Source organism: Streptomyces sp. CoH27 (assembly GCF_020181035.1).
In the GTDB taxonomy this organism is placed as follows: domain Bacteria; phylum Actinomycetota; class Actinomycetes; order Streptomycetales; family Streptomycetaceae; genus Streptomyces; species Streptomyces camelliae.
In genome coordinates, this window is the sequence record NZ_JAIQYY010000012.1 from 120823 (window position 1) to 146150 (window position 25328).

Consider the following 25328-nt stretch of genomic DNA (forward strand, 5'->3'; position numbering starts at 1 on the left):
TCATGCGTCACCCGCATCTGCCGCCGCCGCATCCGCCCTCGCCGGAGCGGGCGGCCGAGCTGCGCCGCAGGTTCGCCGAGGAGGCGCGGGCCGAGCGGCCGGATCTGGCGGCGTTGTGTCTGCTGATCGGGGCCACGGCGGACGGGGAGCTGGACGAGGCCGGGATCGACGTGGCGCAGCTGGAGCTGGACCGGCTGGCGGGCGAGCTGCCGTACCGGCCGGGCGGGCCGCGCGCGTGGGCGGAGGCCGTACGACGGCTGCTGGGCGGGCGCTACGGGTTCCACGGGACGCCCGGCGACTACCAGCGGCTGGAGTCGTCCCTGCTGCACGAGGTGCTGCGGCGCCGGCGCGGGCTGCCGATCCTGCTGTCGGTGGTGTGGCTGGAGGTCGCCCGGCGGGCAGGCGCCCCGGTGTACGGGGTCGCGCTGCCGGGGCACTTCGTGGTCGGGTTCGGCACCGCCGAGGAGCAGGTGCTGGCCGATCCGTTCGAGGGCGGGCGGGTGCTGACCGGGACCGACGCGGAGCTGCTGGTGGTGGGGGCCACGGGGGCGCCGCTGGATCCCGGCATGCTGGAGCCCGCGCCGCCGCTGGAGGTCGTCCAGCGGATCCTCAACAACATCCGCGCCTGGGCCACCGTCCGGCCCGAGCGGTCGGACGTGGCGCTGTCGGCCGTGGAGCTGGCCCTGCTGGTGCCGTCGCATCCGGCGCGGCTGCGCTACGAGCGGGGCCAACTGCTCGTGCAGCGCGGCGAGTTCGTGACCGGCGCGGAGGAACTGGACGCCTACGCCGACCTGATCGAGGTCGTCGACGAGTCGACCGCCCACAAGGTGCGGCAACAGGCCCGGACAGCACGGGCGATGCTCAACTGACCTCTCAGAGCCACCCCTTCTCCCGCGCCGTCCGCACCGCCTCCGCCCGGTTGCGCACCGCCAGCTTCTGGATGGCCGTGGAGAGGTAGTTGCGGACCGTGCCCTGGGAGAGATGGAGGGCCTTGGCCAGTTCCGCGTTGGTCGCGCCGTCGGCCGCCGCGCGGAGCACCTCGCGTTCGCGTTCGGTGAGCGGGTTGGCGCCCTCGGCGAGCGCGGCGGCGGCGAGGGTGGGGTCGATGACCCGCTCACCGGAGAGCACCTTGCGGATCGCCTCGGCGAGCTGGGCGGCCGGGGCGTCCTTGACGAGGAAGGCGTCCGCGCCCGCCTCCATGGCGCTGCGCAGATAGCCGGGGCGACCGAAGGTGGTCAGCACGACCAGCTTGACCTGCGGAAACTCCCGGTGCACCTGGGCGGCCGCCTCGATGCCGGTGCAGCCGGGCATCTCGATGTCGAGCAGAGCCACGTCCACGCCGTGCGCGCCGACGGCGGCCAGCACCTGGTCGCCGCGCGCGACCTGGGCGACGACCTCGATGTCGTCCTCCAGACCGAGCAGCGCGGCCAGCGCCTCACGGACCATGGACTGGTCCTCGGCCAGCAGGACCTTGATCGGGCTCGTCATGCCCCGGATCCTACGTCCCCCGCGGGGGCCGTGGGGACGCGGGCGACCAGGCGGAATCCGTGCTTGATCCAGCTCGCCTCCAGGCTGCCGCCGGCCTTCTCCAGCCGCTCCGTCAGGCCGGTCAGACCGTTGCCCGGGACGCTGCCGACACCGCCGGATCCGTCGTCCTCGACGGTGAGTTCGAGGACCGGGCCGTCCAGGGTCTGGCGGTGGGTGAGCCGGACGAGGCACCGGTCGGCGCCGCTGTGCCGGACCACGTTGGTGACCGCCTCGCGCAGCGCCCAGGCGAGCGCGGACTCGGACTCCTCCGGGACACCGGTGAGGTCGGGATCGGCGGGCACGTCGGGGGTGATGCCGGCGGCGGTCAGGGCGACCTCGGTGCCGGCGAGTTCGGCGGCGAGCCTCGGCCGCCGGTAGCCGGTGACCGCCTCCCGTACGTCGACCAGCGCCTGCCGGCTGACCTGCTCGATGTCGGCGACCTGCTGGGCCGCCTTGTCGGGGTGGTCGGGCAGCATCCGGCCGGCCAGCTCGCTCTTCAGCGTGATCAGGGAGAGGGAGTGGCCGAGCAGGTCGTGCAGATCGCGGGCGAGGCGCAGCCGCTCCTCGTTGGCGGCGAGATGGGCGACGGTGGCCCGCGCCTTGCGCAACTCGATGGTCGTACGGATGAGTTGGCCCACGCCCGTCATCGCGAACCCGATGAGGACCACCAGGAGCAGCAGTCCGCGGGCCTCCTTCTCGTCGGAGTGCAGTCCCACGAGGTACATGACCACGCCGGTCGCCGGGATCGCCCAGGAGGCCGCCCGGACCGGCAGGGTCGCCCCGCAGGCCACCGAGACGTAGACGAACAGGCCGAGCCAGTCCCTGCCCAGGCTGTAGGCCAGGACGGGGGCGAGCACGCCGAGGACCGTGAGCAGCGAGACGGTCAGGCGTGGCGAGAACGGCTTGCCCATGCGGCGGAAGACCAGCGAGAGGTAGGCGGCGACGAACGCCGTCAGGCCGAGGGTGCCGGCGACGGTGGCGCCCGTGGTGTGCCGGCCGCTCGCGAGGTCGCCGACCGGCGAGCTGAGGAAGACCAGCCAGACGCCGATCCAGACCAGTTTGACCCTCAGCTCGCGCCGGTTGCGGGGCGGCCGGCCCATGGCCGTGTCCTGCCAGGTGTCGGCCGTCCGGTCTTCCGTCATGGTGCTCACGCCTTCAGCGTGTCCTTCCGGTACAGCCAGGCCGCGCCGCCCGCGAACAGGACGAAGTAGACGGCGAGGATGGCGATGTCCGTCGCGTGCGGGGCCTGGCTCTGCTCGATCGCCCGCCCGAGAGCAGCGTACGCGTGCGTGGGCAGCCACTTCGCGATGTCCTGGAGGATCTTCGGGAAGGTCGTGCTCGGCATCCACAGGCCGCCGAGGATCGACAGACCGAAGTAGATGATCATCGTGATGGGGCGGACCGCGTCCCCGGAGGCGACGTAGCCGATGGCGACGCCGAGCGCGGCGAAGACCAGGCTGCCGGCCCAGATGACACCGGTGAGCGCGAGCCACTGCCAGGCGTCCAGGCGTACGTGCTTGATCGCGGCGGCGGCCGCGAAGACCACGACGATCGACGGCAGGCTCACCACGGCCGCGCTGGCCGTCTTGGCGAGGACGTAGCCGCGCCCGGGGAGCGGGGTCAGCCGCAGCTGCCGTACCCAGCCGCTCTCGCGCTCCTTGGCGATGCGCTCGCTGTTGCCCATCAGCACGGCGGTCAGGGCGCCGAAGGAGGCCATGGAGACCATCAGGTAGGTGGCGACGGTCTGGCCGGTGCCGTCGACCTTCTGGTTCGAGCCGGAGCTGCTGGAGAAGATCAGGAAGAGGATCGCCGGGTAGAGCACCGAGAAGAACAGGAACTTCTTGTTGCGGAAGGCGCGGGCCAGTTCGAGCTTGATCAGGGCGTTCATGACTTCTTGGCCTCCTCGGCCTCCGTGATGGCGACGAAGGCCTGCTCCAGACCGAGGCCGGCGACTTCGAGGTTGCGGGGGTAGACACCGAGGCCGTACAGGGCGTGGACGGTGGCGTCGGCGTCGGACGACTGGATGCGGACGGTCTGCCCGGATACGTCGATCGAGGTCAGGAAGGGCAGCGCGCGCAGGGCGGTCTGGTCGATCTCGCCCTCCAGGTCGAAGGCGATCCGGCGGGCGCCCGCCTTGGCCTTGATCTCGGCGGCGGTGCCGTCGGCGAGGAGCCGGCCGCGGTGCAGCACGAGGACCCGGTCGGCGATGGCGTCGGCCTCTTCGAGGTAGTGGGTGGCGAACAGGACGGTACGGCCCTGGTCGGCCTGTTCGCGCATGGTGGCCCAGAAGGCCTGGCGGGCGGAGACGTCCATGCCGGTCGTCGGCTCGTCCAGGATGATCAGGTCGCTGTCGCCGGCGGTGGCGAGGGCGAACCGGACGCGCTGGGCCTGGCCGCCGGAGAGCTTGTTGACCTTGCGGTCGGCGATCTGCGTGATGCCGGCGCGAGCCATCACATCGGCGGCCTTGTACGGCTTCGGGTGCAGCGAGCAGGCCAGCTTCACCATCTCGGCGACGGTGACCTCGTCCATCAGGCCGCCGCTCTGCAGCATGGCGCCGACACGCCCGGCGACGATGGCCTCGCGGGGGCTGGTCCCGAACAGGTTCACGGTGCCGCTGTCGGCGTTCTTCAGACCGAGGAGCAGGTCGAGGGTGGTGGACTTGCCGGCCCCGTTCGGGCCGAGGAGGGCGACGGTCTCGCCGGGGTACAGCTTCAGCGAGAGCCCGTCCACCGCCCGCACACTGCCGTATGTCTTGGTCACCTGGTCGAAGCCGACCACCGGGGTGGTGGTGGCCGGTGCCGCAGTCGTTGTCATGTCCCCATGCTCGCCGAGCGGCCCGTCCCTCCGGCAGTGTCGGGGGTCCTGAGAGGCGGATGACAGATGTCATACGGATCGGATGACGCCTGGTGACAGGGACGGCGAAGGGGGCGCCCGTCGGAACCTGGGCGCCCCCTGTGTACCGCGTGACTAACTGGGGTTGGTGGAGATGACCGCGACCCGGTTGGTCTTGCTCATCAGCGCCTGGCGCAGGGCGCCGTAGACGTCCTCGGGGGTGATGGGCGTCTTCTTGCCGTTGCCGCGGGCGATGAGCACGCCGTCGAAGGTCTTGCCGTACAGCTGCTGCAGGGCGGCCAGGTCGGGCTTGTCGACCAGCTTGCCGTTGACGGCCGTCACCCTGAGGAACTTCCAGAGCGACTTCTCCGGGCCCATCGCGATCGAGTGCGCGGCGTCCGTCATCACGGTCACCTTGCCCGACATCGCCGGCTGCGCGAACTCCTTCATCTCGCGGTCGACCTCGGCGTTCGACACCGTCGGCTGCCGGGTGGTCGTCGGTACGGCGACCGGGTTCGCGGTGCCCGTCTCGATCAGGGTGCGGTAAGCCTGTTCGACCGCCTGGGTCGACTGGGCCGCGTCGATGCCCTTGCCCGCCTTGCCGTAGACGGCGACGGCCTTGCCCGCCTCGAACTTGACGGTGCCGTCGGTCGACAGGCCGGAGCCGCCGCCCGCCTGCTGGAGGGCGGCCTGGAGCTTCTCCTCGTCCACCGGCATCTCCGGCGCGATGACACGCTTCTGGCCGAAGAGCGAGCCGATGACGTGGACCGGGTTGTAGTCGCTGGTCGCGGCCTTGCTCACGGTGGCCTGGAAGTCGAACTGGAGGCCTGCGTTCCCCGGGGTGAGGGTCACCGTCCTGCCGTCGACGGTGAGCTTCAGCGGCTTGTTCACCCGGCTGCCGAAGGCGTCGTCGAGCTTCTTGACGGCGTCGTCGCGGGTGCCGCCGCCGATGTCGAGGCCGAGCACCGTGGTGCCCTTGGGCACGTCGGTGTGGTTCATCAGCAGCCCGGCGCCGTAGGCACCGCCCGCGAGCACGACCACGCCGGCGCCGAGCAGCACCAGTTTGCTGCGGCCCTTCTTCTTCGCCTTGGCCTGCGCCTTGGGTGCGGCGGCCGGCTCCGGCTTGGGTGCCGTGGGCGCGGCCGGGCCGCCGGGGCCGCCGAACGGGGAGCCGCCGGCGCCGGGGACGACCGGGATGCCGCTGGTGACGGTGTGTCCGGAGACGTTGTCGACGGGGCGGTAGCCGGGCGTGCCCGGTTCGGGCGCCGGCTTCTGCGGGGTGAGGATCGCGGTGTCGTCGCTGAGCCCGCCGCCGGGGCCGAGGCCGGCGCCGCCGAGGGGCGCGCCGGGGGCCGCCGGGCCTTCGAGGTCGGCCAGGTCGGCGAGGGCGCTGCGCGGGGCCGAGGTGCCCTCGGCGCCGGGGTGCCCGGGGACGTCGAAGCCGGCCGGACCGCCGAAGGGTTCGCCACCGAAGGGTTCGCCGCTGTCGGGACGGGGACCGCCGGCCGACGGCAGGAGGGTGCCGTCGCCGGTGACCGGGCCGCTGGTGGGGCCGGCCGGGCCGCCGAAGCCGTCGTGGCCGCCGCGCCCGTTCGGGCCGTTGAAGCCGCTGGCGCCGCCGCGCCCGTTGGCACCGCTCGCGCCCGCGCCGCCGAAGCCGTCGTGCCCGCCGGCGCCCGCGGCACCGGAGCCGCCGTAGCCGCTCTGGCCGTTCGCGCCGGGAGTGCCGGAGTTGCCGAAGCCGTCGTGACCGGCCGCACCCGCGGCGCCGTTCTCCGAGAAGTACGGCAGGTCGTCGCGGCTGGGTTCGGACGCGCCGGACGCGCCGGGGCGGGAGCCGGGGCCCAGCGGGCCGGCGTTGAGTGCCTCGGTGACGTCGAAGGAGCCGGTGCCGCCGCCGTGCCCGGGGGCGACGGGGCCGCCGGTGGCGCCGGGCAGTCCCTGGCCGTTCGTGGTGCCGGAGCGGGAGCCGCCCGGGACGCTCATGGAGCCGACCACACCGCCCGGACGTCCGCCGCCGGACCGGCCGCCGCCCGGGCGTGCGCCGGTGGTACCGGTCGTACCGGACGTACCCGGACCACTCGTACGGGCGCCCGGTGCGCCGCCGGCGGCACTGGAACCGCCCTGCCCCCCGGCCCCGTTCGTGCCGCCGCCGCCCGGACCGCCCTTGGGTGCCGAGGACTTGCGGGGCGCGAACCAGTCGCTGGTCTTCTCCTCGGCCTGGGCCGCGGGCTCGGCGGGCGTGTCGGCGGCGGAGGCCGTCCGCTGTTCGGGCACGGGCCGCGGATCGGCGGCGGGCGCCTCGTCCCCGGTGGATCCGGTGGATCCGGTGGAGCCGGTGGACCCGGCGCCGTCGGACTCCCCGACGGGCTTGCGCACGACCACCGGCGGAATGGGCCGGGACCCGGGAATGTTGATCCGGATCCGGGTCGTCAGCGTGGTCTCGGTCTTCTTCTCCTCCGGTCGCGTGCCCGAACGGCCCGCGTCCGTACCGTCGTCGGTAGCCATGGGGGTCCCGTACGGCGGCGTGCCGGAGGGGTATGCGGCTCCGCCGCGCCCGTTGGGCCCGGAGGACGGAGTGTCAGTTTCACGACTCAAGGCAGGTTCTCCCAGTTGGCTCCACCGCCCGTGACGACCTGAACATGCGGACGGCTCGGCGGCGCGCACCACCATACTGGCCACTTCTGGCGCTTATCCCATGGGCGCTGAGGAAACCCACACCGGACTCGCACGTGCGCCGCATGGCGAAGTGGTACGTCACTTGCCAAGTCGGGCAGGACCGCCCCCGGGTTGCCGTCCCGCGCCGAGGGTGGCGCAGATCACAGCGAGCGCCATGCCGCCCAGCAGGAAGAGATAGGAGGCGCCTCCGGCGGTGAACAGGAAGTCGCCTTCGGGGCGCGAGGTGGTGAGGAGGATGACGGCGATGATCCAGCCGGCCACCGGTGCCACGGCCCCGCCCCGGCCGCCGGTGGCGTACGCCCCGCCGAGGAAGGTCCCGGCCGCGCCGGCGAAGCCGAGGAGCAGCCCGCCGGGGAACCAGGCGGCCTGCAGCAGGGTCCCCGCGAGGCCGACGACGGCACCGAGGAGGAAGAGGCCGGCGTAGGCGGCCATCCGTGCGGCGGAGGGGCGTTGCAGCGGCTGGGCGAGCAGCGAGCCCGGCTGGTTGTTGCTCACGCCACCGCCTCCTCGACGCCCGCGAACAGGTCGGTCTCCCCCGCCTCGCCCGCACCGCGCACCAGCTCGTAGTACTCGGTGGTGAACAGCGGCTGGGCCAGGTCGTTGGAGAGCGCGAAGTACGGCTCGGCCACGGCGATCTGGGTGACGTGGGCGCGCATCGCGTCGGCCTTGGCGGCGGCGTACGCGGTGCCGTCGACGCTGGTGGTGACCCGCTCGTCGGCCACGACACCCGGTACGTCGGCCACGGAGGCGCTCTTGTCGAACGGCAGTGCGGGCAGCTCGTCCTGGAGGCGCTCGAAGGCGGCCTCGGCGACGGAGCGCGGGACGCGGTTCCAGTAGACCTTGGCGATGCGGTGGCCGCGCTCCTCCGCCAGCTCGACGGCGCGCATGGCGACGCGGTGGGCCTGGATGTGGTCCGGATGGCCGTAGCCGCCGTGGTCGTCGTACGTCACGAGGACCTGGGGGCGGACCTCCAGGATCACGTCGGCGAGCTGCCCGGCGGCCTCGTCGACGTCGGCCTGCCAGAAGCAGCCGGGGTCCTCGTTGTCCGCAATGCCCATCATCCCGGAGTCGCCGTAGCGGCCCGCGCCGCCGAGCAGCCGGGCGTCGCTGACGCCGAGCGCGCGCACGGCATCGGCCAGCTCACCGCGCCGGTGCATACCCAGCGCGGCCCCCGTCAGATGCCGCAGCTCGGGCGGGATGACCTCACCGCGCTCCCCGAGCGTGCACGTGACCAGCGTCACATGGGCGCCCTCGGCCGCATACCGGGCCATGGTCGCGCCGTTGTTGATCGACTCGTCGTCCGGGTGCGCGTGCACCAGCAGAAGACGGCGGGCGGGGAGTTCCGTCATGGGACCCACCCTACGAGGTCACCGCCCCGGGTACCCGGTAGCGGCCGTCCTCAGAACTTGATGCTGCCGATCATGCTCGCGACATTCGTCGTCAGCTGGCTGATCGTGGGTGCGATGGTCGAGGAGGCGAGATAGAAACCGAGCAGGATACAGATGACCGCGTGGCCACCTTTCAGTCCTGACTTCTTGATCAGCAGGAAGACGATGATCGCCAGCAGCACCACCGCCGAAATCGAGAGTGCCACGGCGGCTCACCTCCAAAGATCGCCAGATCCGGATCACTTGCCCAAGTCCACGCAGACGCCAGCAGGTTCATACCCACACAGCGGTAGTGATCATAACTATCCGTACTCGCGCATCGCTCGGCGCACGGCCGCACAAGGGGGCGCATGGCCAATATGGTCAGGGTATGACGACCGAGGCTGACTCCTTCCCCCGACGGCACGCCCGGACACAGCGGTTCACGCTCGGCGCGCCGCGTTTTTTCACCGTGGCGCCCGACGGTTCGCGTGTCGCGTTCCTCCGCTCCGGCTCTGGCACCGACCGGGCCAACTCCCTGTGGGTCCTGGACCTTCCGGACGGCACCGAGCGCCCGGCCGCCGATCCGCGCACCCTGCTCGGCGGCGCCTCCGAGGAACTCTCGGCCGAGGAGCGGGCACGCCGGGAACGCAGCCGTGAGGGCGGTGCCGGGATCGTCGGCTACGCCACCGACACGGCCGTGGAGTTGGCGTCTTTCGCCTTGTCAGGGCGGCTTTTCACGGCCGCGCTGCGGGACGGTGCAACGCGTGAACTCCGGGTTCCGGGACCGGTGATCGACCCGCGTCCGTCGCCCGACGGCACGCACATCGCGTACGTCGCGCAGGGCGCGCTGCGGGTCGTGAGCGCCGAGGGAGAGCGGGATCGGGCGCTTGCCGAACCGGAGTCGGAGAAGGTCACCTACGGCCTGGCGGAGTTCGTCGCGGCCGAGGAGATGGGGCGTTCGCGGGGCTTCTGGTGGTCGCCGGACGGGCGTCGGCTGCTCGTGGCGCGCGTGGACGACACGCCGGTGAAGCGGTGGTGGATCGCGGATCCGGCCCACCCGGAACGTGAGCCGGTCGACATCGCGTACCCCGCCGCCGGCACCCCGAACGCGGAGGTACGGCTGTTCGTGCTCGGTCTCGACGGGGAGCGCCAGGAGGTCGCCTGGGACCGGGCCCGCTATCCGTATCTGGCGCGTGTGCACTGGTCAGCGGCGGGTGCGCCGCTGCTTCTGGTGCAGGCGCGGGACCAGCGCAGCCAGCTCTTCCTGGCGGTGGATCCGGACACCGGGGCCACCCGGATGGTGCACGCCGACGAAGATCCGATTTGGCTGGAACTTTTCGCTGGGGTGCCCTGCTGGAGCCCCTCCGGGCAGCTTGTCCGCATTGTGGACGAGGGTGGGGCCCGGGTGCTGGCGGTCGGCGAACGGCCGCTGACCAGCGGTCAGTTGCACATCCGGGCGGTGCTGGACGTGGGCGCGGGCGATGTGCTGGTTTCCGCCTCCGCGGGCGAGGAGGCGGAGGCCGCCGAAATTGGCGAAGTTCATGTGTATCGCGTGAACGAACTGGGCGTGGAACGTGTGTCCCAGGAGCCCGGTGTGCACACGGCGGTACGGGCCGGGGACGTGACCGTGCTCATGTCGGCGACGCTCGGCCGGCCCGGCACCAGCGCCCAGGTCCTGCGTGACGGGAAACCGGTGGCGACTGTCCGGTCGTATGCCGAAGATCCCGGTTTCTCCCCTCGGGTGACCCTGGCCGAGGGGGGCGCACGCCGAATTCCGTGCGCCGTGCTTATGCCGCAGGACTACCCCGGGGACACTCCCCTGCCGGTGCTGCTGGACCCCTACGGCGGTCCGCACGGACAGCGGGTGACCGCCGGGCACAACGCGTATCTCACCTCGCAGTGGTTCGCCGACCAGGGCTTCGCGGTGATCGTCGCCGACGGCCGGGGCACCCCGGGACGCTCGCCGGCCTGGGAGAAGTCGATCCGGGACGAGATCGCGGCCACGGTGGTGGAGGACCAGGTGGCGGCGCTCCACGCGCTCGCCGAGGACTTCCCGCTGGACCTGGACCGGGTGGCGATCCGGGGCTGGTCCTTCGGCGGCTATCTGGCCGCGCTGGCGGCGCTGCGCCGCCCGGACGTCTTCCACGCGGCCGTCGTCGGGGCCCCGGTCACGGACCTGCGCCTGTACGACACCCACTACCAGGAGCGCTACCTCGGCGACCCGGGCGAGCAGCCGGAGGTCTACCGCCGTAACTCCGTCGTGCACGACGAGGGCCTGGTCGACCCGGCCGAGCCGCACCGCCCGATGATGATCATCCATGGGCTGGCGGACGACAACGTGGTGGTCGCCCACTCTCTCCGGCTCTCCTCCGCCCTGCTGGCCGCCGGCCGCCCGCACGAGGTGCTGCCGCTGTCCGGGGTGACCCACATGACCCCGCAGGAGGCGGTCGCCGAGAATCTGCTGCGGCTGCAGCTGGACTTCCTCAAGCGGTCGCTGCACCTCGCATAACCCCGCAAACAGCCACCAACTGCGTTAACACGCAGGCAACTTCACGGAAGCCGTACCGATATACGGACGCGGGAGTCTGAACAGCGTACGGCCGTGCGGGTGCCGTAAGCGGGCCGGGATGCGCCATGTCATCCCGGCCCGCTGCCGTTCTCCTCCCCGGCCCCGTCCGCCGGAACCACCCGCAGCTCCTCGGCGAAGTGGCAGGCCGAGTCGTGCGCGGCGGGACCGCCGGCGTCCCGGAAGACGGCGGGGACGGCCAGGGCCGGGACCTCCATGACGCACCGCTCCTGCGCCTTCCAGCAGCGGGTGCGGAAGCGGCAGCCGGAGGGGATGTTCGTCGGGGAGGGCACGTCTCCGGTGAGGATGATCCGCTCGCGCCGCTCGCGGGCCGCGGGGTCGGGGACCGGGACCGCCGAGAGCAGCGCCTGGGTGTAGGGGTGCGTGGGGTGGTCGTAGATCTCCGTGTCCCGCCCGGTCTCCATGATCCGCCCGAGGTACATGACGCCGACCCGGTCGGAGATGTGCCGGACGATCGACAGGTCGTGCGCGATGAAGACGTAGGAGAGGTCGAACTCGGACTGGAGCCGGTCCAGCAGGTTGATCACCTGGGCCTGGACCGAGACGTCCAGCGCGGACACCGGCTCGTCGGCGACGATCACCTCCGGGCGCAGCGCCAGCCCCCGTGCGATGCCGATGCGCTGGCGCTGACCGCCGGAGAACTGGTGGGGGTAGCGGTTGACGTACTCCGGGTCGAGGCCGACGACGTCCAGCAGGTCCCGCACCGCGCGGCGCCGGTCGCCCTTCGGGGCCGCCTCGGGGTGGATGTCGTACGGCTCCCCGACGATGTCGCCGACCGTCATCCGGGGGTTGAGGGAGGTGTACGGGTCCTGGAAGACCATCTGGATGTTGCGGCGCACGGCCTTCAGGGCGCGGCCGGACAGCCGGGTGATGTCCTCGCCCTTGAACCGGATCCGTCCGGCCGTCGGACGCTCCAGGCTGCACAGCAGCTTGGCGATCGTGGACTTGCCGCACCCCGACTCGCCCACGATGCCGAGGGTCTCCCCCTTGCCGAGGGTGAAGTCGACGCCGTCGACGGCCTTCACGGCGCCGATCTGCTTCTTGAAGAGGATGCCCCGGGTGAGCGGGTAGTACTTGACGAGCCCGTCGGCCTCCAGGATCGGCTCACCGGCCATGCAGGCACTCCCTCCAGAAGTGGCAGGCGCTGCCGCGTACGTCGGACACCTCGTACAGCGGCGGTACGTCGGTGCGGCAGACGTCCTGGGCCATCGGGCAGCGGGGGTGGAAGGCGCAGCCGGGCGGGATGTGCGTCAGGTTCGGCGGCAGGCCCTTGATGGCGAACAGCTCCTGGCCCTTCTGGTCGAGGCGCGGGATGGAGTCCAGCAGGCACCGGGTGTAGGGGTGGGCGGGCGCCTTGTAGAGGTCGTGCACGGGTGCGGACTCCACGATCCGCCCGGCGTACATCACGGCGATCCGGTCGGCGACGTCCGCGACGACGCCGAGGTCGTGGGTGATGAGGATGAGTCCCATGCGGTACTCGCGCTGCAGGTCCGCGAGCAGGTCCATGACCTGGGCCTGCACGGTGACGTCCAGGGCGGTGGTGGGTTCGTCGGCGATGACGAGGGCCGGCTCCAGGGCCAGTGCCATGGCGATCATGATGCGCTGGCGCATGCCGCCGGAGAACTGGTGCGGGTAGTCCCGGACCCGCTGGGCCGCGCCCGGAATCCGCACGCGCTCCATCAGCTCGACGGCCCTGGCCCGCGCCTCCTTCTTCGACATCCCCCGGTGCACGACGAACATCTCGCCGAGTTGGTCGCCCACGGAGAGCACGGGGTTGAGGGCCGACAGGGCGTCCTGGAAGATCATGGCCATCCCGGCGCCCCGGATCTTCCGCCGCTCCTCTTCCTTCAGAGTCAGCAGATCCCGCCCCTGGAAGAGGATCTGTCCGCCGCTGATCCTCCCGGGCGGCATGTCGAGGATCCCCATGACAGCCTGCGCGGTCACCGACTTCCCCGACCCGGACTCCCCGAGCACGGCGAGGGTCTCCCCCGCGTCCACCTCGAAGCTCACCCCGTTGACCGCATGCGCGACTCCGTCCCGCGTCCGGAACTCCACCCGCAGATCCCGCACTTCGAGCAGCACGACACGATCACCTCAACCTCGGATCAAGGGCATCACGCACCGCGTCGCCCAGCATGATGAAGGCCAGCACGGTGACGGCGAGGGCGCCCGAGGGCCAGAGCAGGGCGTGGGGGGCGTTGCGCACGTAGGGGGAGGACGCGGAGATGTCGATGCCCCAGGAGACGCTGGGGGGTTTGAGGCCCACGCCGAGGTAGGACAGGGTCGCCTCCAGGGCGATGTAGGTGCCGAGGGCGATGGTGGCGACCACAATCACCGGGGCCACGGCGTTCGGGGCGATGTGGCGGAGCAGGATGCGGGTGTCGGAGGCGCCGAGGGCGCGGGCTGCCTGGACGTAGTCGTTCTGCTTGGCGGTGATGACCGAGCCGCGCGCGATGCGGGAGATCTGCGGCCAGCCGAGCAGCACCATGAAGCCGATCACCGGCCAGACCGTGTTGCTGGTGACCACGGACAGCAGGACCAGGCCGCCCAGCACCACCGGGATCGCGAAGAAGATGTCGGTGAGCCGGGACAGGATCGCGTCCCAGGTCCCGCCGAAATAGCCCGCCAGGCCGCCCAGGACGGAGCCCAGCACCGCCACCCCCAGCGTGGCCAGGACGCCGACCGTGACGGACGTACGGGCGCCGTAGACGGTGCGGGTGTAGACGTTGCAGCCCTGGCCGTCGTACCCGAAGGGCGCGCCCGGTCCCGGGCCGTCCTGGGCCCTGGCCAGGTCGCACGTCAGCGGGCTGCCGGAGGCGATCGCCGAGGGCCACAGGGAGATGAAGACCAGGAAGAGGATCACCAGCCCCGACAGGAGAAAGACCGGGTTGCGGCGCAGGTCGCGCCAGGCGTCGGACCAGAGCGAGCGGGGCCTGCCCAGCGGGCCGCCGGGCGGCTGTTCCAGCGTCGTCGCCTCGCTCGTCGCGAGGTCCATCGCGCCGCCCATGCCGGTGCCGGCGATCGCGCGCTCGGGCTCGTACGGCGGCTGTTCAGGCATAGCGGATCCTCGGGTCCAGAACGGCGTACAGGAGGTCGACCAGGAGGTTGGCGACCAGGAAGACCAGGACGAGGACGGTCACGAAGCCGACGACCGTCTGGGTGTTCTGGCGCAGGATCCCCTGGTACAGCTGGTAGCCGACACCGTGGATGTTGAAGATGCGCTCGGTGACGATCGCCCCACCCATCAGCGCGCCGATGTCCGTGCCGATGAACGTGACGACGGGGATCAAGGAGTTGCGCAGCAGGTGGCGTACGACGACCCGGCGCCTGGGCAGGCCCTTGGCGATGGCCGTGCGGACGTAGTCGGAGCGCTTGTTCTCGGCGATCGAGGTGCGGGTGAGCCGGGTGACGTAGGCCAGGGAGACCGAGGCCAGCACCAGGCCGGGCACGAGCAGCTCGCCGAAGGCGGCGTCCGGGGACACCGACGGTCTGATCCACGCCCATTTCACGCCGAGCAGCAGTTGCAGCAGCAGACCGGTGACGAAGGTGGGCACGGAGATGACCACCAGCGTGCCGAGGAGGACGCCGGTGTCGACGGGGCGGCCGCGCCGCAGGCCCGTCACCACGCCCAGCGCGATCCCGATGACGATCTCGAAGAGGATGGCCACGACGGTCAGCCGGACGGTGACGGGGAACGCCGACGCCATCAGCTCGGTGACCTTCTGCCCGTTGAACGCCGTACCGAAGTCGCCGGTGAAGACGTTGCCCATGTAGGTCGCGTACTGCTGCCAGATCGGCTTGTCCAAGCCGAACTCACGCTTGAGCTGGGCGGCCGTCGCCGGATCGCAGGCACGCTCGCCGCACAGGCCGGCGATCGGATCACCCATCACGTTGACCATCAGGAAGATCAGCATCGTCGACCCCACGAACACCGGGATCATCTGCAGCAGCCGCCTGACGACATAGCGCCCCATGGCGGTCAGCCGACCTTGATCTCGTTGTAGACCGGCACGCTGAAGGGGTCGAGCGCCACGTGGGAGAGCCGGGCGGAGTAGCCGGCGCTGCCGTTCTGGTACCAGAGCGGGATGGCCGCCATGTTGTCGCGGACGACCTCCTCGGCCCGCTGGAAGAGCGCCACGGCCCTGGCCCGGTCGGTCTCGGCGTTGGCCTGGTCCACGCGGCGGTCGAACTCGGCGTTCGACCACTTGCCGTCGTTCGAGGAGGCACCGGTGTAGTACAGGGGCTGCAGGAAGTTCTGGATCAACGGGTAGTCCATCTGCCAGCCGGCCCGGAAGGGACCGGTCATCTTGTGCTGCCCGATCTGGTTGCGGAAGTCGGCGAAGGTGCCGATCGGGTTGCCCACGCAGGCGTTGTCGTTGCCGAGGGCGTTGTTGATGGAGTGGCACACGGCGTCCACCCATTGCCGGTGCGAGCCCGTGTCCGCGTTGTAGGTGATCGTCAGCCGGCCGCCGGGGATCCCGCCGCCCTCCTCGATGAGCTTCCTGGCCCCGACGGGGTCGTACGCGCAGGCGTGGCCGCACAGCCCCGCCTGGTAGCCGCCGGCCGTGCCGAGGACCGGGGAGGTCCAGTCGGTGGCCGGGGTGCGGGTGCGGCGGAAGATGGTCCGGGTGATCTGCTCGCGGTTGATCGCCATGGACAGGCCCGTGCGGACCTTCCGTGCCCCGTCGGTGTTCCACTTCGGGTCGTAGTAGGGGAAGGCCAGGGTCTGCAGGATGCCGGCCGGGGTGTTGATGTACCGGCCGTTCAGGTCCGTGCGGACGTTCTTGAGCTGGGTGGCGGGTACGTCGTCGACCAGGTCGAGGTTGCCGGCCAGCACGTCGGTGTACGCGGTGTTGCTGTCGGTGTAGACGAGGAGGGTGACGCCGACGTTCCGGGCCCGGTCGGGGCCGGAGTAGGCGTCCCACCGCTTCAGGGTCATGGCGGAGCCCTTTGTGTACGACTCGATCTCATAGGGCCCGTTGCCGACCGGCTTGCTCAGCCAGGCCGCGTGGTCGGTGAAGAAGGCGCGCGGGAGCGGGGCGAAGGCGGCGTAGCCGAGGGTGTCGGGGAAGCTGGAGAACTTCTGGCTGAGGCGGACGGTGAAGGTCCGCGGTCCGGTGACCCTCAGCCCGGACAGGGTGTCGGCGGTCTGGGGGCCGCTGTCGGGGTGGACCTTGTCGTAGCCCTCGATGTAACCGAAGAAGTACGCGTTCTTCTGGTTGTTCCTGAGGCTCGCCCCGTAGTTCCAGGCGTCCACGAAGGACCGGGCGGTGACCGGTTCGCCGTTGCTGAACTTCCAGCCATTCTTGAGCGTGATCGTGAAGTTCCGCGAGTCGGGGGTGTCGATGCGCTCGGCGAGCATGTTCACGGCCTTGCCGGTCCTCGGGTCGTACTTCTTCAGGCCCCGGAAGACCATGCCGAGGACCTTGCCGCCCTGGACCTCGTTGGTGTTGGCCGGCTCCAGGGGGTTCTGCGGGTCGCCCCAGGAGGAAGTCAGCACCCCGGCGCCGCCGTACCCGCTGCCGCCGCCGCAGCCGGCGGCCAGCAGCCCCGCGGCGATCGCGCAGACGGCCCCTGCGGTGCGCCCTCCGGCGCGCGTGAGCCCACGCATGCGGCCCTCCCTCCGTGATCGCCGGCCCGATACCGGTCACTATCGGGCTATACGACACATACCGCATGCACGCCGCCGGATTGAGCGGCCTTTAGGGGGACACGTCATCCGAATGCGGGGCAGCGGCCGACGGACGGTCGGACGATCTTGCGGGGACCCTGCAATAGATCTCCGCGTAACGATGCCGAAACGTTGGATTGCGACGTGCCGATGTACGCATTTCGACACACCACCGTCCGCATATCGAACCCATTGACCCATTCGCCCGGTTAGTCCGATGTGAAGCACGGATCGATTACAACGCACTACCCGCGTAGCTACGGAACGGTCAAGGCAGAGTAAAGAAGGTAAATAGACAACCAAGTCGGCCGAGAATTTATTGACCTTGAATGAATTGCGTTGAAAAAGTCCGGCGTAGCCCGTAGGGGAGTGCCCTGCGGAGTCATCAGACCCTCCCTTGGGCCAGGAGCATCATGACCCCCCCATCTCCATCTGCGGCTGCCCCGCTTGAGGTGACCGACGAGTCCGCCGAGAAGACGACCTCTTCTGACGGTTCGAAGGGCTCCGAGAGCAGGACCCCGGGACAGCTGGCTTGGCGCCGCTTCAAGCGGGACCGTGTCGGCGTGATCTCGGCGATCATCGTGATCGCCTTCTTCGTGGTCGCCCTTGCCGCGCCACTCATAGCCAAGCTGTACGGGAAGAACCCGTACACGACGTACGGCATCAACACGCCCGGCCTGCTGGGCGACAACGGCCTGCCCGCGAAGGCGAACGGCGGCATCAGCAGCGACTTCTGGTTCGGCATCGACCCGCAGCTCGGCCGTGACGTCTTCACCTTCCTGCTCTACGGGATCCGCAACTCGCTGCTGATCTCCACCGGGATCACGGTCCTGGTCATGGTCGTCGGCGTCGTGATCGGCATCACGTCCGGCTACGTCGGCGGCAAGACGGACTGGTTCCTCGGCCGGGTCATGGACCTCCTGCTCGCCTTCCCGCAGCAGCTGTTCTTCGTGGCCTTCACGCCGGTGGTCATTTCCCTGTTCGTGGCACCCACGGAGAACACGCCGACCTGGCTCATCGTGGTCAGCCTGATCTCCCTGCTCACCCTCTTCAGCTGGGCCTCCGTCGCCCGACTGCTGCGCGGTCAGGTACTGGCCCTGCGCGAACGGGAGTTCGTCGAGGCGGCGAAGGTCACGGGCGCGTCTCCGGCTCGCATCATCTTCAAGGAGCTGCTTCCGAACCTCTGGACGCCCATCCTCATCCAGGGGACCCTGCTGCTGCCCACGATGGTCACCACGGAGGCAGGTCTGGCCTTCCTCGGCGTCGGTGTTCAGGACCCGACCCCCGACTGGGGCGTCATGATCGGGTACGCCGCCAACTTCTACCAGGACGACATCACCTTCCTGTGCTTCCCCGGTATCACGATGGTGATGTTCGTGCTGGCCTTCAACCTCCTCGGTGACTCGGTGCGCGACGCGCTCGACCCGAAGACCAACCGCTGACCCCGGACCTGTTCAGGACCACGGCGACGACGCCGGGGGCCGACTTCTCTCATCAACTCACTTCAAGGCAGGATGCGATGTCCTTCTCGCGCAGAAACTTCCTGATAGCCACTGGCGTTGCCGCGGCCTCCACCACCGTCCTGTCGGCGTGCAGCAGCGGCAACTCCAGCAGCTCCGGCGACACCGGCAAGCAGGGAGCGGCCAAGGCCCAGACGGCCACGGTCAAGATCGGCACGGCGGAGGACTCGAAGGGCCCGGCTCCGGAGGTCTCCGGCGCCAAGAAGGGCGGCAAGGTCTACCTGCTGAACGACGACGACTTCTCGCACCTCGACCCGCAGCGCGTCTACTACGCCTGGAACTCGCTGGCCGCGATCGTCCTCTCCCGCACCCTGACCGGCTACAAGGTCAACGACGACGGCTCCATGACCCTGGTCGGCGACCTCGCCACCGACGTCGGCACCATGAAGGACGGCGGCAAGACCTGGACCTTCACCCTGAAGGACGGGATCAAGTGGGAGGACGGCTCCGACGTCACCGTCGACGACGCCCGCCACGGCATCGAGCGTGCCTTCGCCAGCTTCATCACCGAGGGCGCCACCTACGTCCCGAACTGGCTGACGGGCACCCAGGACTACCGCAAGTCCTACCCCGGTCCCTACGACGGCAAGCACCTGAAGTCGATCGAGACCACCGGCAAGACCATCACCTTCCACCTCTCCGAGGCGCGTCCGGACTTCAACTACGTCCTCGCGATGCACTCCTACGCGCCGACCCCGGTGAAGCTGGACACCAAGCAGAACTACGACAAGAAGCCGGTCTCCAACGGCCCGTACAAGATCCAGTCGCACGTCACCGACAAGTCGATGGTCCTGGTCCGCAACGAGCACTGGGACCCGAACACGGACCCGATCCGCAACGCCTACCCGGACGAGTTCGACTTCACCTTCGGCATCCAGGCGGACACCGCCGCCGACCGCATCATCGCCGACACCGGCAACGACCAGTACGCGGTCTCCTGGCGCACGGTTCCGCAGGCGAAGGTCCCGCAGGCCACCGCGAAGGCCAAGGACCGTCTGTTCGAGGGCCTGAGCAGCGGCACCAGCGTGTACTGGATCAACCAGACGACGGTCCCGGACATGAAGGTCCGCGAGGCCATCATCCGTGCCTTCCCGACCGCCGCCATCCGCTCGCTGCAGGGCGGCGAGCACCGCGGTGACTACGCGACCGGCATCATGAGCCCGCTCGTCGCCGGCTACAAGTCGCAGGACGTCTGGGGCAAGCTGAAGAACCCGGCGGGCGACCCGGCCGCCGCGAAGGCGATCCTGCAGAAGGCCGGCAAGCTCGGCACCAAGATCGTCTACGCGTACCAGGACGACCCGATCCAGGCCAAGATCAAGGTCGTCGTCCAGAACGCCCTGACGGCGGCCGGCTTCACCGTCGTCACCAAGGCCGTCGACTCCACCACCTGGTACGACCAGACCGGCAAGCTCAACAGCGGCTTCGACATCTTCTGGGGCGGCTGGAGCTCCGACTGGCCGACCGGTTACTCGGTCTTCCAGCCGCTGTTCGAGGGCGACCAGGTCCGCGACGAGGGCACCAACTACTGCCACCTGAAGAACGCCGACGTGGACGCCGCCATCAAGGCCGCCACGGCGGAGGTCGACCAGAACAAGGCCAACGAGATGTGGGCCGCGCTGGACAAGCAGGTGACCGAGCTGGGCACCTTCATCCCGGACGTGTACATGAAGCGCCTGTACATCCACGGCTCCAAGCTCGGCAACCTGAAGATGGACCCGAACTTCGACGGCTGCATGCTCTACAAGATGTACGTCAAGGCCTGATCCATCCCTGAGAGGTGGGGCGGCGATCGGCCGCCCCACCCTCGGCTCGTCCACCGGGTCCCCGGTCACCCCGGCCCGGCCCGCTCCGCACGACGGCCCTCCCAGGAAAGCCAACCCCCATGCTTCGCTTCCTCGTCCGCCGATTCCTCGGCGCCGTGATCACGCTGCTGATCATCAGCGCGGTCACCTTCTTGCTCTTCTACGCGGTGCCACGTGACCCGGCCCGGATCGCCTGCGGCAAGATCTGCACGCCGGAGACGCTCAACGTCATCCGGCACAACATGGGGATCTCGGACCCGCTTCCGGTCCAGTACTGGCACTGGCTGAAGGGCATCTTCGCCGGCCGCAACTACCCCGGCTTCGGCAACTGCGCCGCCCCGTGCCTGGGCTACTCGTTCGTCAACCGTGAGCCGGTCTGGGCCACGGTGTGGGACCGGTTCCCGACGACGGCCTCCCTGGCCATCGGCTCCTCGGTCGTCTTCCTCATCTTCGGCATCGGTATGGGCATGCTCGCCGCGGTGAAGCAGGGCAAGTCCACGGACAAGATCGCCAGCTCCGCCTCGCTGGTCGCCTCGTCGATGCAGATCTACTTCGTCGGCCCCCTGGCCCTGTACCTGCTCGTGTACCAGGTGCACATCTTCGACCAGCCCACGTACACCCCGTTCAGCAGCAACCCGGGTGCCTGGTTCACCGGTCTCATCGTGCCCTGGCTGGTGCTGGCGCTGATCTGGACCGCCAACTACACCCGTATGACCCGCTCGCAGCTGGTGGAGACGCTGAGCGAGGACTACGTCCGTACGGCCCGCGCCAAGGGCCTGTCCCGGCGCAACGTCTTCTTCCGCTTCGCCTGGCGCGGCGCGATGGGCCCGATCGTCACCATCTTCGGTATCGACATGGGCGTGCTGCTCGGCGGCGCGATGATCACCGAGAAGACCTTCAGCCTCCAGGGCCTGGGCATGCTGGCGGTGAAGTCGGTGCAGACCAACGACCTGCCCATGCTGCTCGGCGTCATGCTCGTCACCGCCGCGTTCGTGATCGTCGCCAACATCGTCGTGGACGCCGTGTACGCCCTGATCGACCCGCGGATCCGGCTCGCCTGACCCCGCCTGCCCCTACCAGCTACCCCGCATCACCCCCCTCTGGAGCGTCCCCGTGACGAGCACCGATTCGCAGCCCTTCCTGTCCATCAAGGACCTGAAGGTGCACTTCTCGACCGAGGACGGCGTCGTCAAGGCCGTCGACGGCCTGTCCTTCGACCTCGAACGCGGCAAGACGCTGGGCATCGTGGGTGAGTCGGGCTCCGGCAAGTCGGTCACCAACCTGACCATCCTGGGCCTGCACAACCCCGACAGCACCACCATCGAGGGCTCCATCGAGCTGGACGGCGAGGAGCTGAACGGCGCCTCCGAGAAGACGCTGGAGAAGCTCCGCGGCAACAAGATGGCGATGATCTTCCAGGACGCCCTGGCCTCGCTGTCGCCGTACCACACCATCGGCACGCAGATCGGCGAGGTGTACCGCAAGCACACCGGTGCCTCCAAGAAGGAGGCCCGGGAGCGGGCGATCGAGATGCTGAAGCGCGTCGGCATCCCGCAGCCGGACCAGCGGGTCGACAACTACCCGCACGAGTTCTCCGGCGGTATGCGCCAGCGCGCGATGATCGCGATGGCGCTGGTCTGCGACCCGAAGCTGCTGATCGCCGACGAGCCGACCACCGCGCTCGACGTGACGGTCCAGGCGCAGATCATGGACCTGCTCAAGGACCTCCAGAAGGAGTTCGGCACCTCAATCATCTTCATCACCCACGACCTGGGTGTGATCGCGGACATCGCCGACGACGTGCTGGTGATGTACGGCGGCCGGTGCGTCGAGCGCGGCCCGAAGGAGGAGGTGCTGCGCACCCCGCAGCACCCGTACACGTGGGGTCTGCTGGGCTCCATGCCGAGCCTGGAGGGCCCGGTGGACGTGCCGCTGAACCCGATCCCGGGTTCGCCGCCCTCCCTGCTGAACCCGCCGTCCGGCTGCCGCTTCCACCCGCGCTGCGCCTTCGCCGACCGGGTCGCGGACGGCAAGTGCGCCAAGGAGCGCCCGCCGCTGGAGATCGTGGACGGTCGCGGCAAGGCCTGCCATCTGACGGACGAGCAGCGCCGCGAGTTCTTCGCCGACACGGCCGCCCAGGCCCACTGACGTAAAGAGACGGGATTTTCACCACCATGAGCAGCACCACTCCCCTCCTGGACGTCTCCGGGCTGACCAAGCACTTCCCGATCAAGGGCGGCTTCCCGATCCGCCGTACGGTCGGTCACGTCCAGGCCGTCGACGGGCTCGACTTCCAGGTGTCCGAGGGCGAGAGCCTCGGCCTGGTCGGCGAGTCCGGCTGCGGCAAGTCGACCACCGGCCGGCTGATCACCCGCCTGCTGGAGCCCACGGCCGGCACCGTCAAGTACCGCGGCCAGGACATCACGCACGCCGACCGCAAGGGCCTCGCCCCGATCCGGTCCGAGATCCAGATGATCTTCCAGGACCCGTACGCGTCCCTGAACCCGCGGCACACCGTCGGCAAGATCATCTCCGGCCCGATGGAGATCAACGGCATCAACCCGGCCGGCGGCCGCGAGAAGCGCGTCCGTGAGCTGCTGGAGATCGTCGGCCTCAACCCGGAGCACTTCAACCGCTTCCCGCACGAGTTCTCCGGCGGCCAGCGCCAGCGCATCGGCGTGGCCCGCGCGCTCGCCCTGGAGCCGAAGCTGATCGTCGCCGACGAGCCGGTCTCGGCGCTGGACGTGTCGATCCAGGCGCAGGTCGTCAACCTGCTCCAGAAGGTCCAGAACGAGCTGGGCATCGCCTTCGTCTTCATCGCGCACGACCTCGCGATCGTCCGGCACTTCTCGCAGCGCGTCGCCGTGATGTACCTCGGCAAGATCGTCGAGATCGCCGACCGCGAGGACCTGTACGGCAACCCGCGCCACCCCTACACCCGGGCCCTGCTCTCCGCCGTGCCCGAGGCCACGGTGGACGCGGAGCCGCGCGAGCGCATCCGCCTCGTCGGTGACGTCCCCTCGCCCATCAACCCGCCCTCCGGCTGCCGCTTCCGCACCCGCTGCTGGAAGGCGACGGAGAAGTGCGCGACCGAGGCGCCCCCGCTGGTACAGGCGGAGGGCAACAAGCCGGGCCACCTGACGGCCTGCCACTACCCGGAGACCCAGGAGACGATCCCGGCTCCCCGTACGTCGACGGACGCCCTCTCCAAGGACCCGGAGGCGGCGGCCTGACACAGTCCGGTTCCCGAGAACGAAGGCCCGCGCCTCCCCCCAAGGCGCGGGCCTTCGTCATGAACTGCGGTGACTGGATCTTCCAGGACCTCCCTCGGAGGGGCTGCATCTCTCTGTACGGTGAGGCAGGAGCGGTGACACGGGGTCCCTCAGGGATGTCTTCACCAGGGAGAAGTCTCATGGCACGGCGGACACTGACGGTCGCCGCTCTCAGCCTGGTGGTGCTGCTGGTGCCGCTGCCTGCGGCAAGGACCATAACGCCCGTGCCTGCCCTACTCCGTGTGCTCCGGGTCGACCTGGAAGCACGCGACGACCATCACCGCAGGCGACTTCACCGGGTCCAACCAGTTCGACCTACTGGTGCTCTGGTCCAACGGCGAGGTCACCCTCTACGGCGACGTAGGAACCAAGGGCCTCAACTGGGCCGGCACCCAGATGATCGAGCCGAACGACCTCTGGAAGGACACCGTCCAGCGCACTGGAAGGTCGAGGCCCTGCACCATGTTAGAGACGTGACATTCGCCGAGATGCTTCCCAACTACGGACCGGCGCCGCTCCTCGCGCCATGGCCACCTGGCGCAACCTCGCCAGCGGCGCCTCCGCCTCACGGGGAGCACCAACATCGCCACCGGCTTGCGACACAACGCACGCTCGCTCTCCTGGGACTCGCCTGATCACAAACCTGACATCATCCGACTACGCCAAAGCCCTGGGCGTCGATCCATCCGCCGGCCTCGAACCCGCGCCGCTCGGGAAGCAGTTCACCTTCATCCTGGCGTCCGGGGACGTGCTTTATTTGCCCCACGGTTGGCCTCACCGCGCCCGTACTGCCTCAGACCGTTCGGCCCACCTTTCCTTCACCCTCTCAAGACCCCACCCGTCAGCCCTCGCCGCGGAATACCTGACCAGCGAGACGTCCGCGGGAACCGTCCTGGCAAGCGCCGTCCAACGTCTGGGCCTGTGATCATGACGACCACACCGCACACCCCGTTCACCACCGCCGTGACCCGCCTGCTGAGCGTGCCCCGGCTGGAAGGTACCTTCCGCGTACGCGAAGGCGAAATGGACGTGACTGACGAGTTCTCGGAATTCCGATTCCGGGACCCCCGACTGGGCGGGTATCTGGATCGCAGGCGGATCGAGGAGCATCTTCTTGTGGATCCACTGACGCTCTGGCTCCGCGGCTCCTGGAACCGAGGGGACCTGCTGTCGGGCAGCCCCCTTCCCGACGCCGAGGTGGAACGGAACCGGTGGACCGTCGTCGTCCCGCCCGGCGCTGCGCTGAGAGTGACGAGCCCGCGCCGGGCCTTTGCCGTGATCAAGGCGGGGGTCGGCAGCATCGCCGACGGCCGACCGTTCGTCTCCAGAGGGCAATTGGCAGTCGGGCGGACGATCAGGCTGACCGCGGCCGGGACCGGCCTGGTCGCCCGGCTCGACTGGCTCTTTGAAACCGAGGAGCTCAACCTGGCCCGCGCCACGGGCACGAACCTCGGCGGCACCGAGCGGGACTGGCACCGGGCCCCGGTGGCGGAGCTGCTGGAGCGGATCAGAGGTCAGGCAGGGCATTGAGCCCGAATCAGAACACCCTCGCCGCCGTCGAACGCCACCCCCTGGAGAACGCCGGCGCGGCGCACTTCGCGGAAACCGAGGGCGTGGTGCAGGTCGAGCGAGGCCCGGTTACGTGCGGAGACGAAACACCACACCTCAGGGCCGCGTTGCCAGGCCCAGACCATTCGCCACCGGGTCAGCGCCGCGCCCACTCCGCGCCGCCGCCACCTTGGTGCCACCGTCACACCGGTCAGGTAGTACCCACCGGGTGCGCCGTCCTCCGGGTGCTCGGAAAGGAAGGCCACGTTCGCGTACCCTGCCGTCTCCCCACCCACCCGAGCGAGCACGACCGCGCTCCTGTCACCGGCGAGCATCCGCCCAATTCGCTCGGTCCACTCCTCGACCGTCCCTCCCCGAAGACCGACCTGAAGGGCAGCGAGGCAAGGAAGATCCTGCTCAGTCGCCTCCGCGAGCATGGCCGCTACAGGCTCCGGTCGGAATTCGGGACGCGGCCTGTAGGGAGCGAAGGGAGATACGAACTCCGGCATGCGATCAGACC

24 protein-coding genes are annotated in these 25328 nt (G+C 69.8%); 10 read left to right on the forward strand and 14 right to left on the reverse strand.

Translation table 11 applies throughout. The features are described from left to right. Positions 1-2 precede the first annotated feature (2 nt). Positions 3-869, forward strand: a complete 867-nt coding sequence (locus LE548_RS21540) for a transglutaminase-like domain-containing protein (protein WP_225098553.1) — start codon at positions 3-5, stop codon at positions 867-869. Between the two features lie 4 nt (positions 870-873). On the opposite strand, the gene LE548_RS21545 is transcribed toward LE548_RS21540, so the two are convergent. The 8 genes from LE548_RS21545 to LE548_RS21580 form a co-directional block, all read right to left on the reverse strand. Further along, positions 874-1488, reverse strand: a complete 615-nt coding sequence (locus tag LE548_RS21545) for a response regulator transcription factor (RefSeq protein ID WP_225098554.1) — start codon at positions 1486-1488, stop codon at positions 874-876. Then, a complete protein-coding gene (locus LE548_RS21550; protein WP_225098753.1) occupies positions 1485-2669 on the reverse strand; it encodes a sensor histidine kinase in 1185 nt (394 codons plus the stop codon). The genes LE548_RS21545 and LE548_RS21550 overlap by 4 nt, the downstream gene beginning before the upstream one ends. Before the next feature lie 5 nt (positions 2670-2674). After that, positions 2675-3415, reverse strand: coding sequence for an ABC transporter permease (locus tag LE548_RS21555; protein WP_225098555.1), 741 nt, complete (start codon positions 3413-3415; stop codon positions 2675-2677). Then, positions 3412-4341: an ABC transporter ATP-binding protein gene (locus tag LE548_RS21560; protein WP_225098556.1), complete on the reverse strand. Its 930-nt coding sequence runs from the start codon at positions 4339-4341 to the stop codon at positions 3412-3414. The genes LE548_RS21555 and LE548_RS21560 overlap by 4 nt, the downstream gene beginning before the upstream one ends. A 153-nt stretch (positions 4342-4494) precedes the next feature. Continuing rightward, the gene (locus LE548_RS21565) at positions 4495-6957 is read right to left on the reverse strand and encodes a hypothetical protein (RefSeq protein ID WP_225098557.1); all 2463 of its coding nucleotides are present in this window, start codon (positions 6955-6957) and stop codon (positions 4495-4497) included. 159 nt (positions 6958-7116) lie between these two features. Then, complete coding sequence (locus LE548_RS21570; protein ID WP_225098558.1) at positions 7117-7533, reverse strand: DUF6113 family protein; 417 nt, start codon at positions 7531-7533, stop codon at positions 7117-7119. Beyond that, positions 7530-8387: an N-acetyl-1-D-myo-inositol-2-amino-2-deoxy-alpha-D-glucopyranoside deacetylase gene (mshB, locus tag LE548_RS21575; RefSeq protein ID WP_225098559.1), complete on the reverse strand. Its 858-nt coding sequence runs from the start codon at positions 8385-8387 to the stop codon at positions 7530-7532. Before mshB ends, LE548_RS21570 begins: the two co-directional genes overlap by 4 nt. Positions 8388-8437: 50 nt before the next feature. Further along, complete coding sequence (locus LE548_RS21580; RefSeq protein ID WP_023546985.1) at positions 8438-8632, reverse strand: hypothetical protein; 195 nt, start codon at positions 8630-8632, stop codon at positions 8438-8440. Between the two features lie 164 nt (positions 8633-8796). Here LE548_RS21580 and LE548_RS21585 point away from each other — a divergent pair, with 164 nt between their 5' ends. After that, positions 8797-10917: a S9 family peptidase gene (locus LE548_RS21585; protein WP_225098560.1), complete on the forward strand. Its 2121-nt coding sequence runs from the start codon at positions 8797-8799 to the stop codon at positions 10915-10917. Positions 10918-11045: 128 nt separating this feature from the next. On the opposite strand, the gene LE548_RS21590 is transcribed toward LE548_RS21585, so the two are convergent. From LE548_RS21590 to LE548_RS21610, 5 genes are read right to left on the reverse strand one after another with little or no spacing between them, the layout of a single operon-like run. Continuing rightward, positions 11046-12110 (reverse strand): ABC transporter ATP-binding protein, encoded by a 1065-nt coding sequence (locus tag LE548_RS21590; protein ID WP_225098561.1) that lies wholly within the window; start codon positions 12108-12110, stop codon positions 11046-11048. Further along, on the reverse strand, positions 12100-13077 hold the full coding sequence (locus LE548_RS21595) for an ABC transporter ATP-binding protein (protein WP_225098562.1): 978 nt from the start codon (positions 13075-13077) through the stop codon (positions 12100-12102). Before LE548_RS21595 ends, LE548_RS21590 begins: the two co-directional genes overlap by 11 nt. Positions 13078-13084: 7 nt before the next feature. Then, complete coding sequence (locus LE548_RS21600) at positions 13085-14053, reverse strand: ABC transporter permease (protein WP_225098563.1); 969 nt, start codon at positions 14051-14053, stop codon at positions 13085-13087. Continuing rightward, positions 14046-14969 (reverse strand): ABC transporter permease, encoded by a 924-nt coding sequence (locus LE548_RS21605; protein WP_225098564.1) that lies wholly within the window; start codon positions 14967-14969, stop codon positions 14046-14048. The genes LE548_RS21600 and LE548_RS21605 overlap by 8 nt, the downstream gene beginning before the upstream one ends. Before the next feature lie 5 nt (positions 14970-14974). After that, positions 14975-16606, reverse strand: coding sequence for an ABC transporter substrate-binding protein (locus LE548_RS21610; protein ID WP_225098565.1), 1632 nt, complete (start codon positions 16604-16606; stop codon positions 14975-14977). Positions 16607-17079: 473 nt separating this feature from the next. On the opposite strand from LE548_RS21610, the gene LE548_RS21615 reads away from it, so the two are divergent. The 8 genes from LE548_RS21615 (at position 17080) to LE548_RS21650 (ending at position 24790) form a co-directional block, all read left to right on the forward strand. After that, positions 17080-18108 carry an ABC transporter permease gene (locus LE548_RS21615; RefSeq protein ID WP_225098566.1) on the forward strand — a complete coding sequence of 343 codons (1029 nt, stop codon included), beginning with the start codon at positions 17080-17082 and terminating at the stop codon, positions 18106-18108. Between the two features lie 77 nt (positions 18109-18185). Beyond that, positions 18186-19949, forward strand: coding sequence for an ABC transporter substrate-binding protein (locus LE548_RS21620; RefSeq protein WP_225098567.1), 1764 nt, complete (start codon positions 18186-18188; stop codon positions 19947-19949). A gap of 119 nt (positions 19950-20068) precedes the next feature. Then, positions 20069-21049 (forward strand): ABC transporter permease, encoded by a 981-nt coding sequence (locus LE548_RS21625; protein WP_225098568.1) that lies wholly within the window; start codon positions 20069-20071, stop codon positions 21047-21049. 52 nt (positions 21050-21101) lie between these two features. Continuing rightward, positions 21102-22136, forward strand: a complete 1035-nt coding sequence (locus tag LE548_RS21630) for an ABC transporter ATP-binding protein (RefSeq protein ID WP_225098569.1) — start codon at positions 21102-21104, stop codon at positions 22134-22136. A gap of 26 nt (positions 22137-22162) precedes the next feature. Beyond that, complete coding sequence (locus LE548_RS21635) at positions 22163-23221, forward strand: ABC transporter ATP-binding protein (RefSeq protein WP_225098570.1); 1059 nt, start codon at positions 22163-22165, stop codon at positions 23219-23221. 279 nt (positions 23222-23500) lie between these two features. Further along, a complete protein-coding gene (locus tag LE548_RS21640) occupies positions 23501-23737 on the forward strand; it encodes a hypothetical protein (RefSeq protein ID WP_225098571.1) in 237 nt (78 codons plus the stop codon). 49 nt (positions 23738-23786) lie between these two features. Then, positions 23787-24185 carry a cupin domain-containing protein gene (locus tag LE548_RS46550; RefSeq protein WP_225098572.1) on the forward strand — a complete coding sequence of 133 codons (399 nt, stop codon included), beginning with the start codon at positions 23787-23789 and terminating at the stop codon, positions 24183-24185. Beyond that, on the forward strand, positions 24182-24790 hold the full coding sequence (locus tag LE548_RS21650; RefSeq protein WP_225098573.1) for a hypothetical protein: 609 nt from the start codon (positions 24182-24184) through the stop codon (positions 24788-24790). The genes LE548_RS46550 and LE548_RS21650 overlap by 4 nt, the downstream gene beginning before the upstream one ends. On the opposite strand, the gene LE548_RS21655 is transcribed toward LE548_RS21650, so the two are convergent. Then, positions 24775-25245: a GNAT family N-acetyltransferase gene (locus LE548_RS21655; protein WP_225098574.1), complete on the reverse strand. Its 471-nt coding sequence runs from the start codon at positions 25243-25245 to the stop codon at positions 24775-24777. The two genes, LE548_RS21650 and LE548_RS21655, sit on opposite strands and share 16 nt — an antisense overlap. Positions 25246-25328: the final 83 nt, after the last annotated feature.

Bases quoted from the DNA above. Each gene is read 5' to 3' on its own strand.
- LE548_RS21540 (WP_225098553.1), top strand. From the start codon at position 3: ATGCGTCACCCGCATCTGCCGCCGCCGCATCCGCCCTCGCCGGAGCGG.
- LE548_RS21545 (WP_225098554.1), bottom strand. From the start codon at position 1,488: ATGACGAGCCCGATCAAGGTCCTGCTGGCCGAGGACCAGTCCATGGTC.
- LE548_RS21550 (WP_225098753.1), bottom strand. From the start codon at position 2,669: ATGACGGAAGACCGGACGGCCGACACCTGGCAGGACACGGCCATGGGC.
- LE548_RS21555 (WP_225098555.1), bottom strand. From the start codon at position 3,415: ATGAACGCCCTGATCAAGCTCGAACTGGCCCGCGCCTTCCGCAACAAG.
- LE548_RS21560 (WP_225098556.1), bottom strand. From the start codon at position 4,341: ATGACAACGACTGCGGCACCGGCCACCACCACCCCGGTGGTCGGCTTC.
- mshB (WP_225098559.1), bottom strand. From the start codon at position 8,387: ATGACGGAACTCCCCGCCCGCCGTCTTCTGCTGGTGCACGCGCACCCG.
- LE548_RS21585 (WP_225098560.1), top strand. From the start codon at position 8,797: ATGACGACCGAGGCTGACTCCTTCCCCCGACGGCACGCCCGGACACAG.
- LE548_RS21590 (WP_225098561.1), bottom strand. From the start codon at position 12,110: ATGGCCGGTGAGCCGATCCTGGAGGCCGACGGGCTCGTCAAGTACTAC.
- LE548_RS21600 (WP_225098563.1), bottom strand. From the start codon at position 14,053: ATGCCTGAACAGCCGCCGTACGAGCCCGAGCGCGCGATCGCCGGCACC.
- LE548_RS21605 (WP_225098564.1), bottom strand. From the start codon at position 14,969: ATGGGGCGCTATGTCGTCAGGCGGCTGCTGCAGATGATCCCGGTGTTC.
- LE548_RS21610 (WP_225098565.1), bottom strand. From the start codon at position 16,606: ATGCGTGGGCTCACGCGCGCCGGAGGGCGCACCGCAGGGGCCGTCTGC.
- LE548_RS21615 (WP_225098566.1), top strand. From the start codon at position 17,080: ATGACCCCCCCATCTCCATCTGCGGCTGCCCCGCTTGAGGTGACCGAC.
- LE548_RS21620 (WP_225098567.1), top strand. From the start codon at position 18,186: ATGTCCTTCTCGCGCAGAAACTTCCTGATAGCCACTGGCGTTGCCGCG.
- LE548_RS21625 (WP_225098568.1), top strand. From the start codon at position 20,069: ATGCTTCGCTTCCTCGTCCGCCGATTCCTCGGCGCCGTGATCACGCTG.
- LE548_RS21635 (WP_225098570.1), top strand. From the start codon at position 22,163: ATGAGCAGCACCACTCCCCTCCTGGACGTCTCCGGGCTGACCAAGCAC.
- LE548_RS46550 (WP_225098572.1), top strand. From the start codon at position 23,787: ATGGCCACCTGGCGCAACCTCGCCAGCGGCGCCTCCGCCTCACGGGGA.
- LE548_RS21655 (WP_225098574.1), bottom strand. From the start codon at position 25,245: ATGCTCGCGGAGGCGACTGAGCAGGATCTTCCTTGCCTCGCTGCCCTT.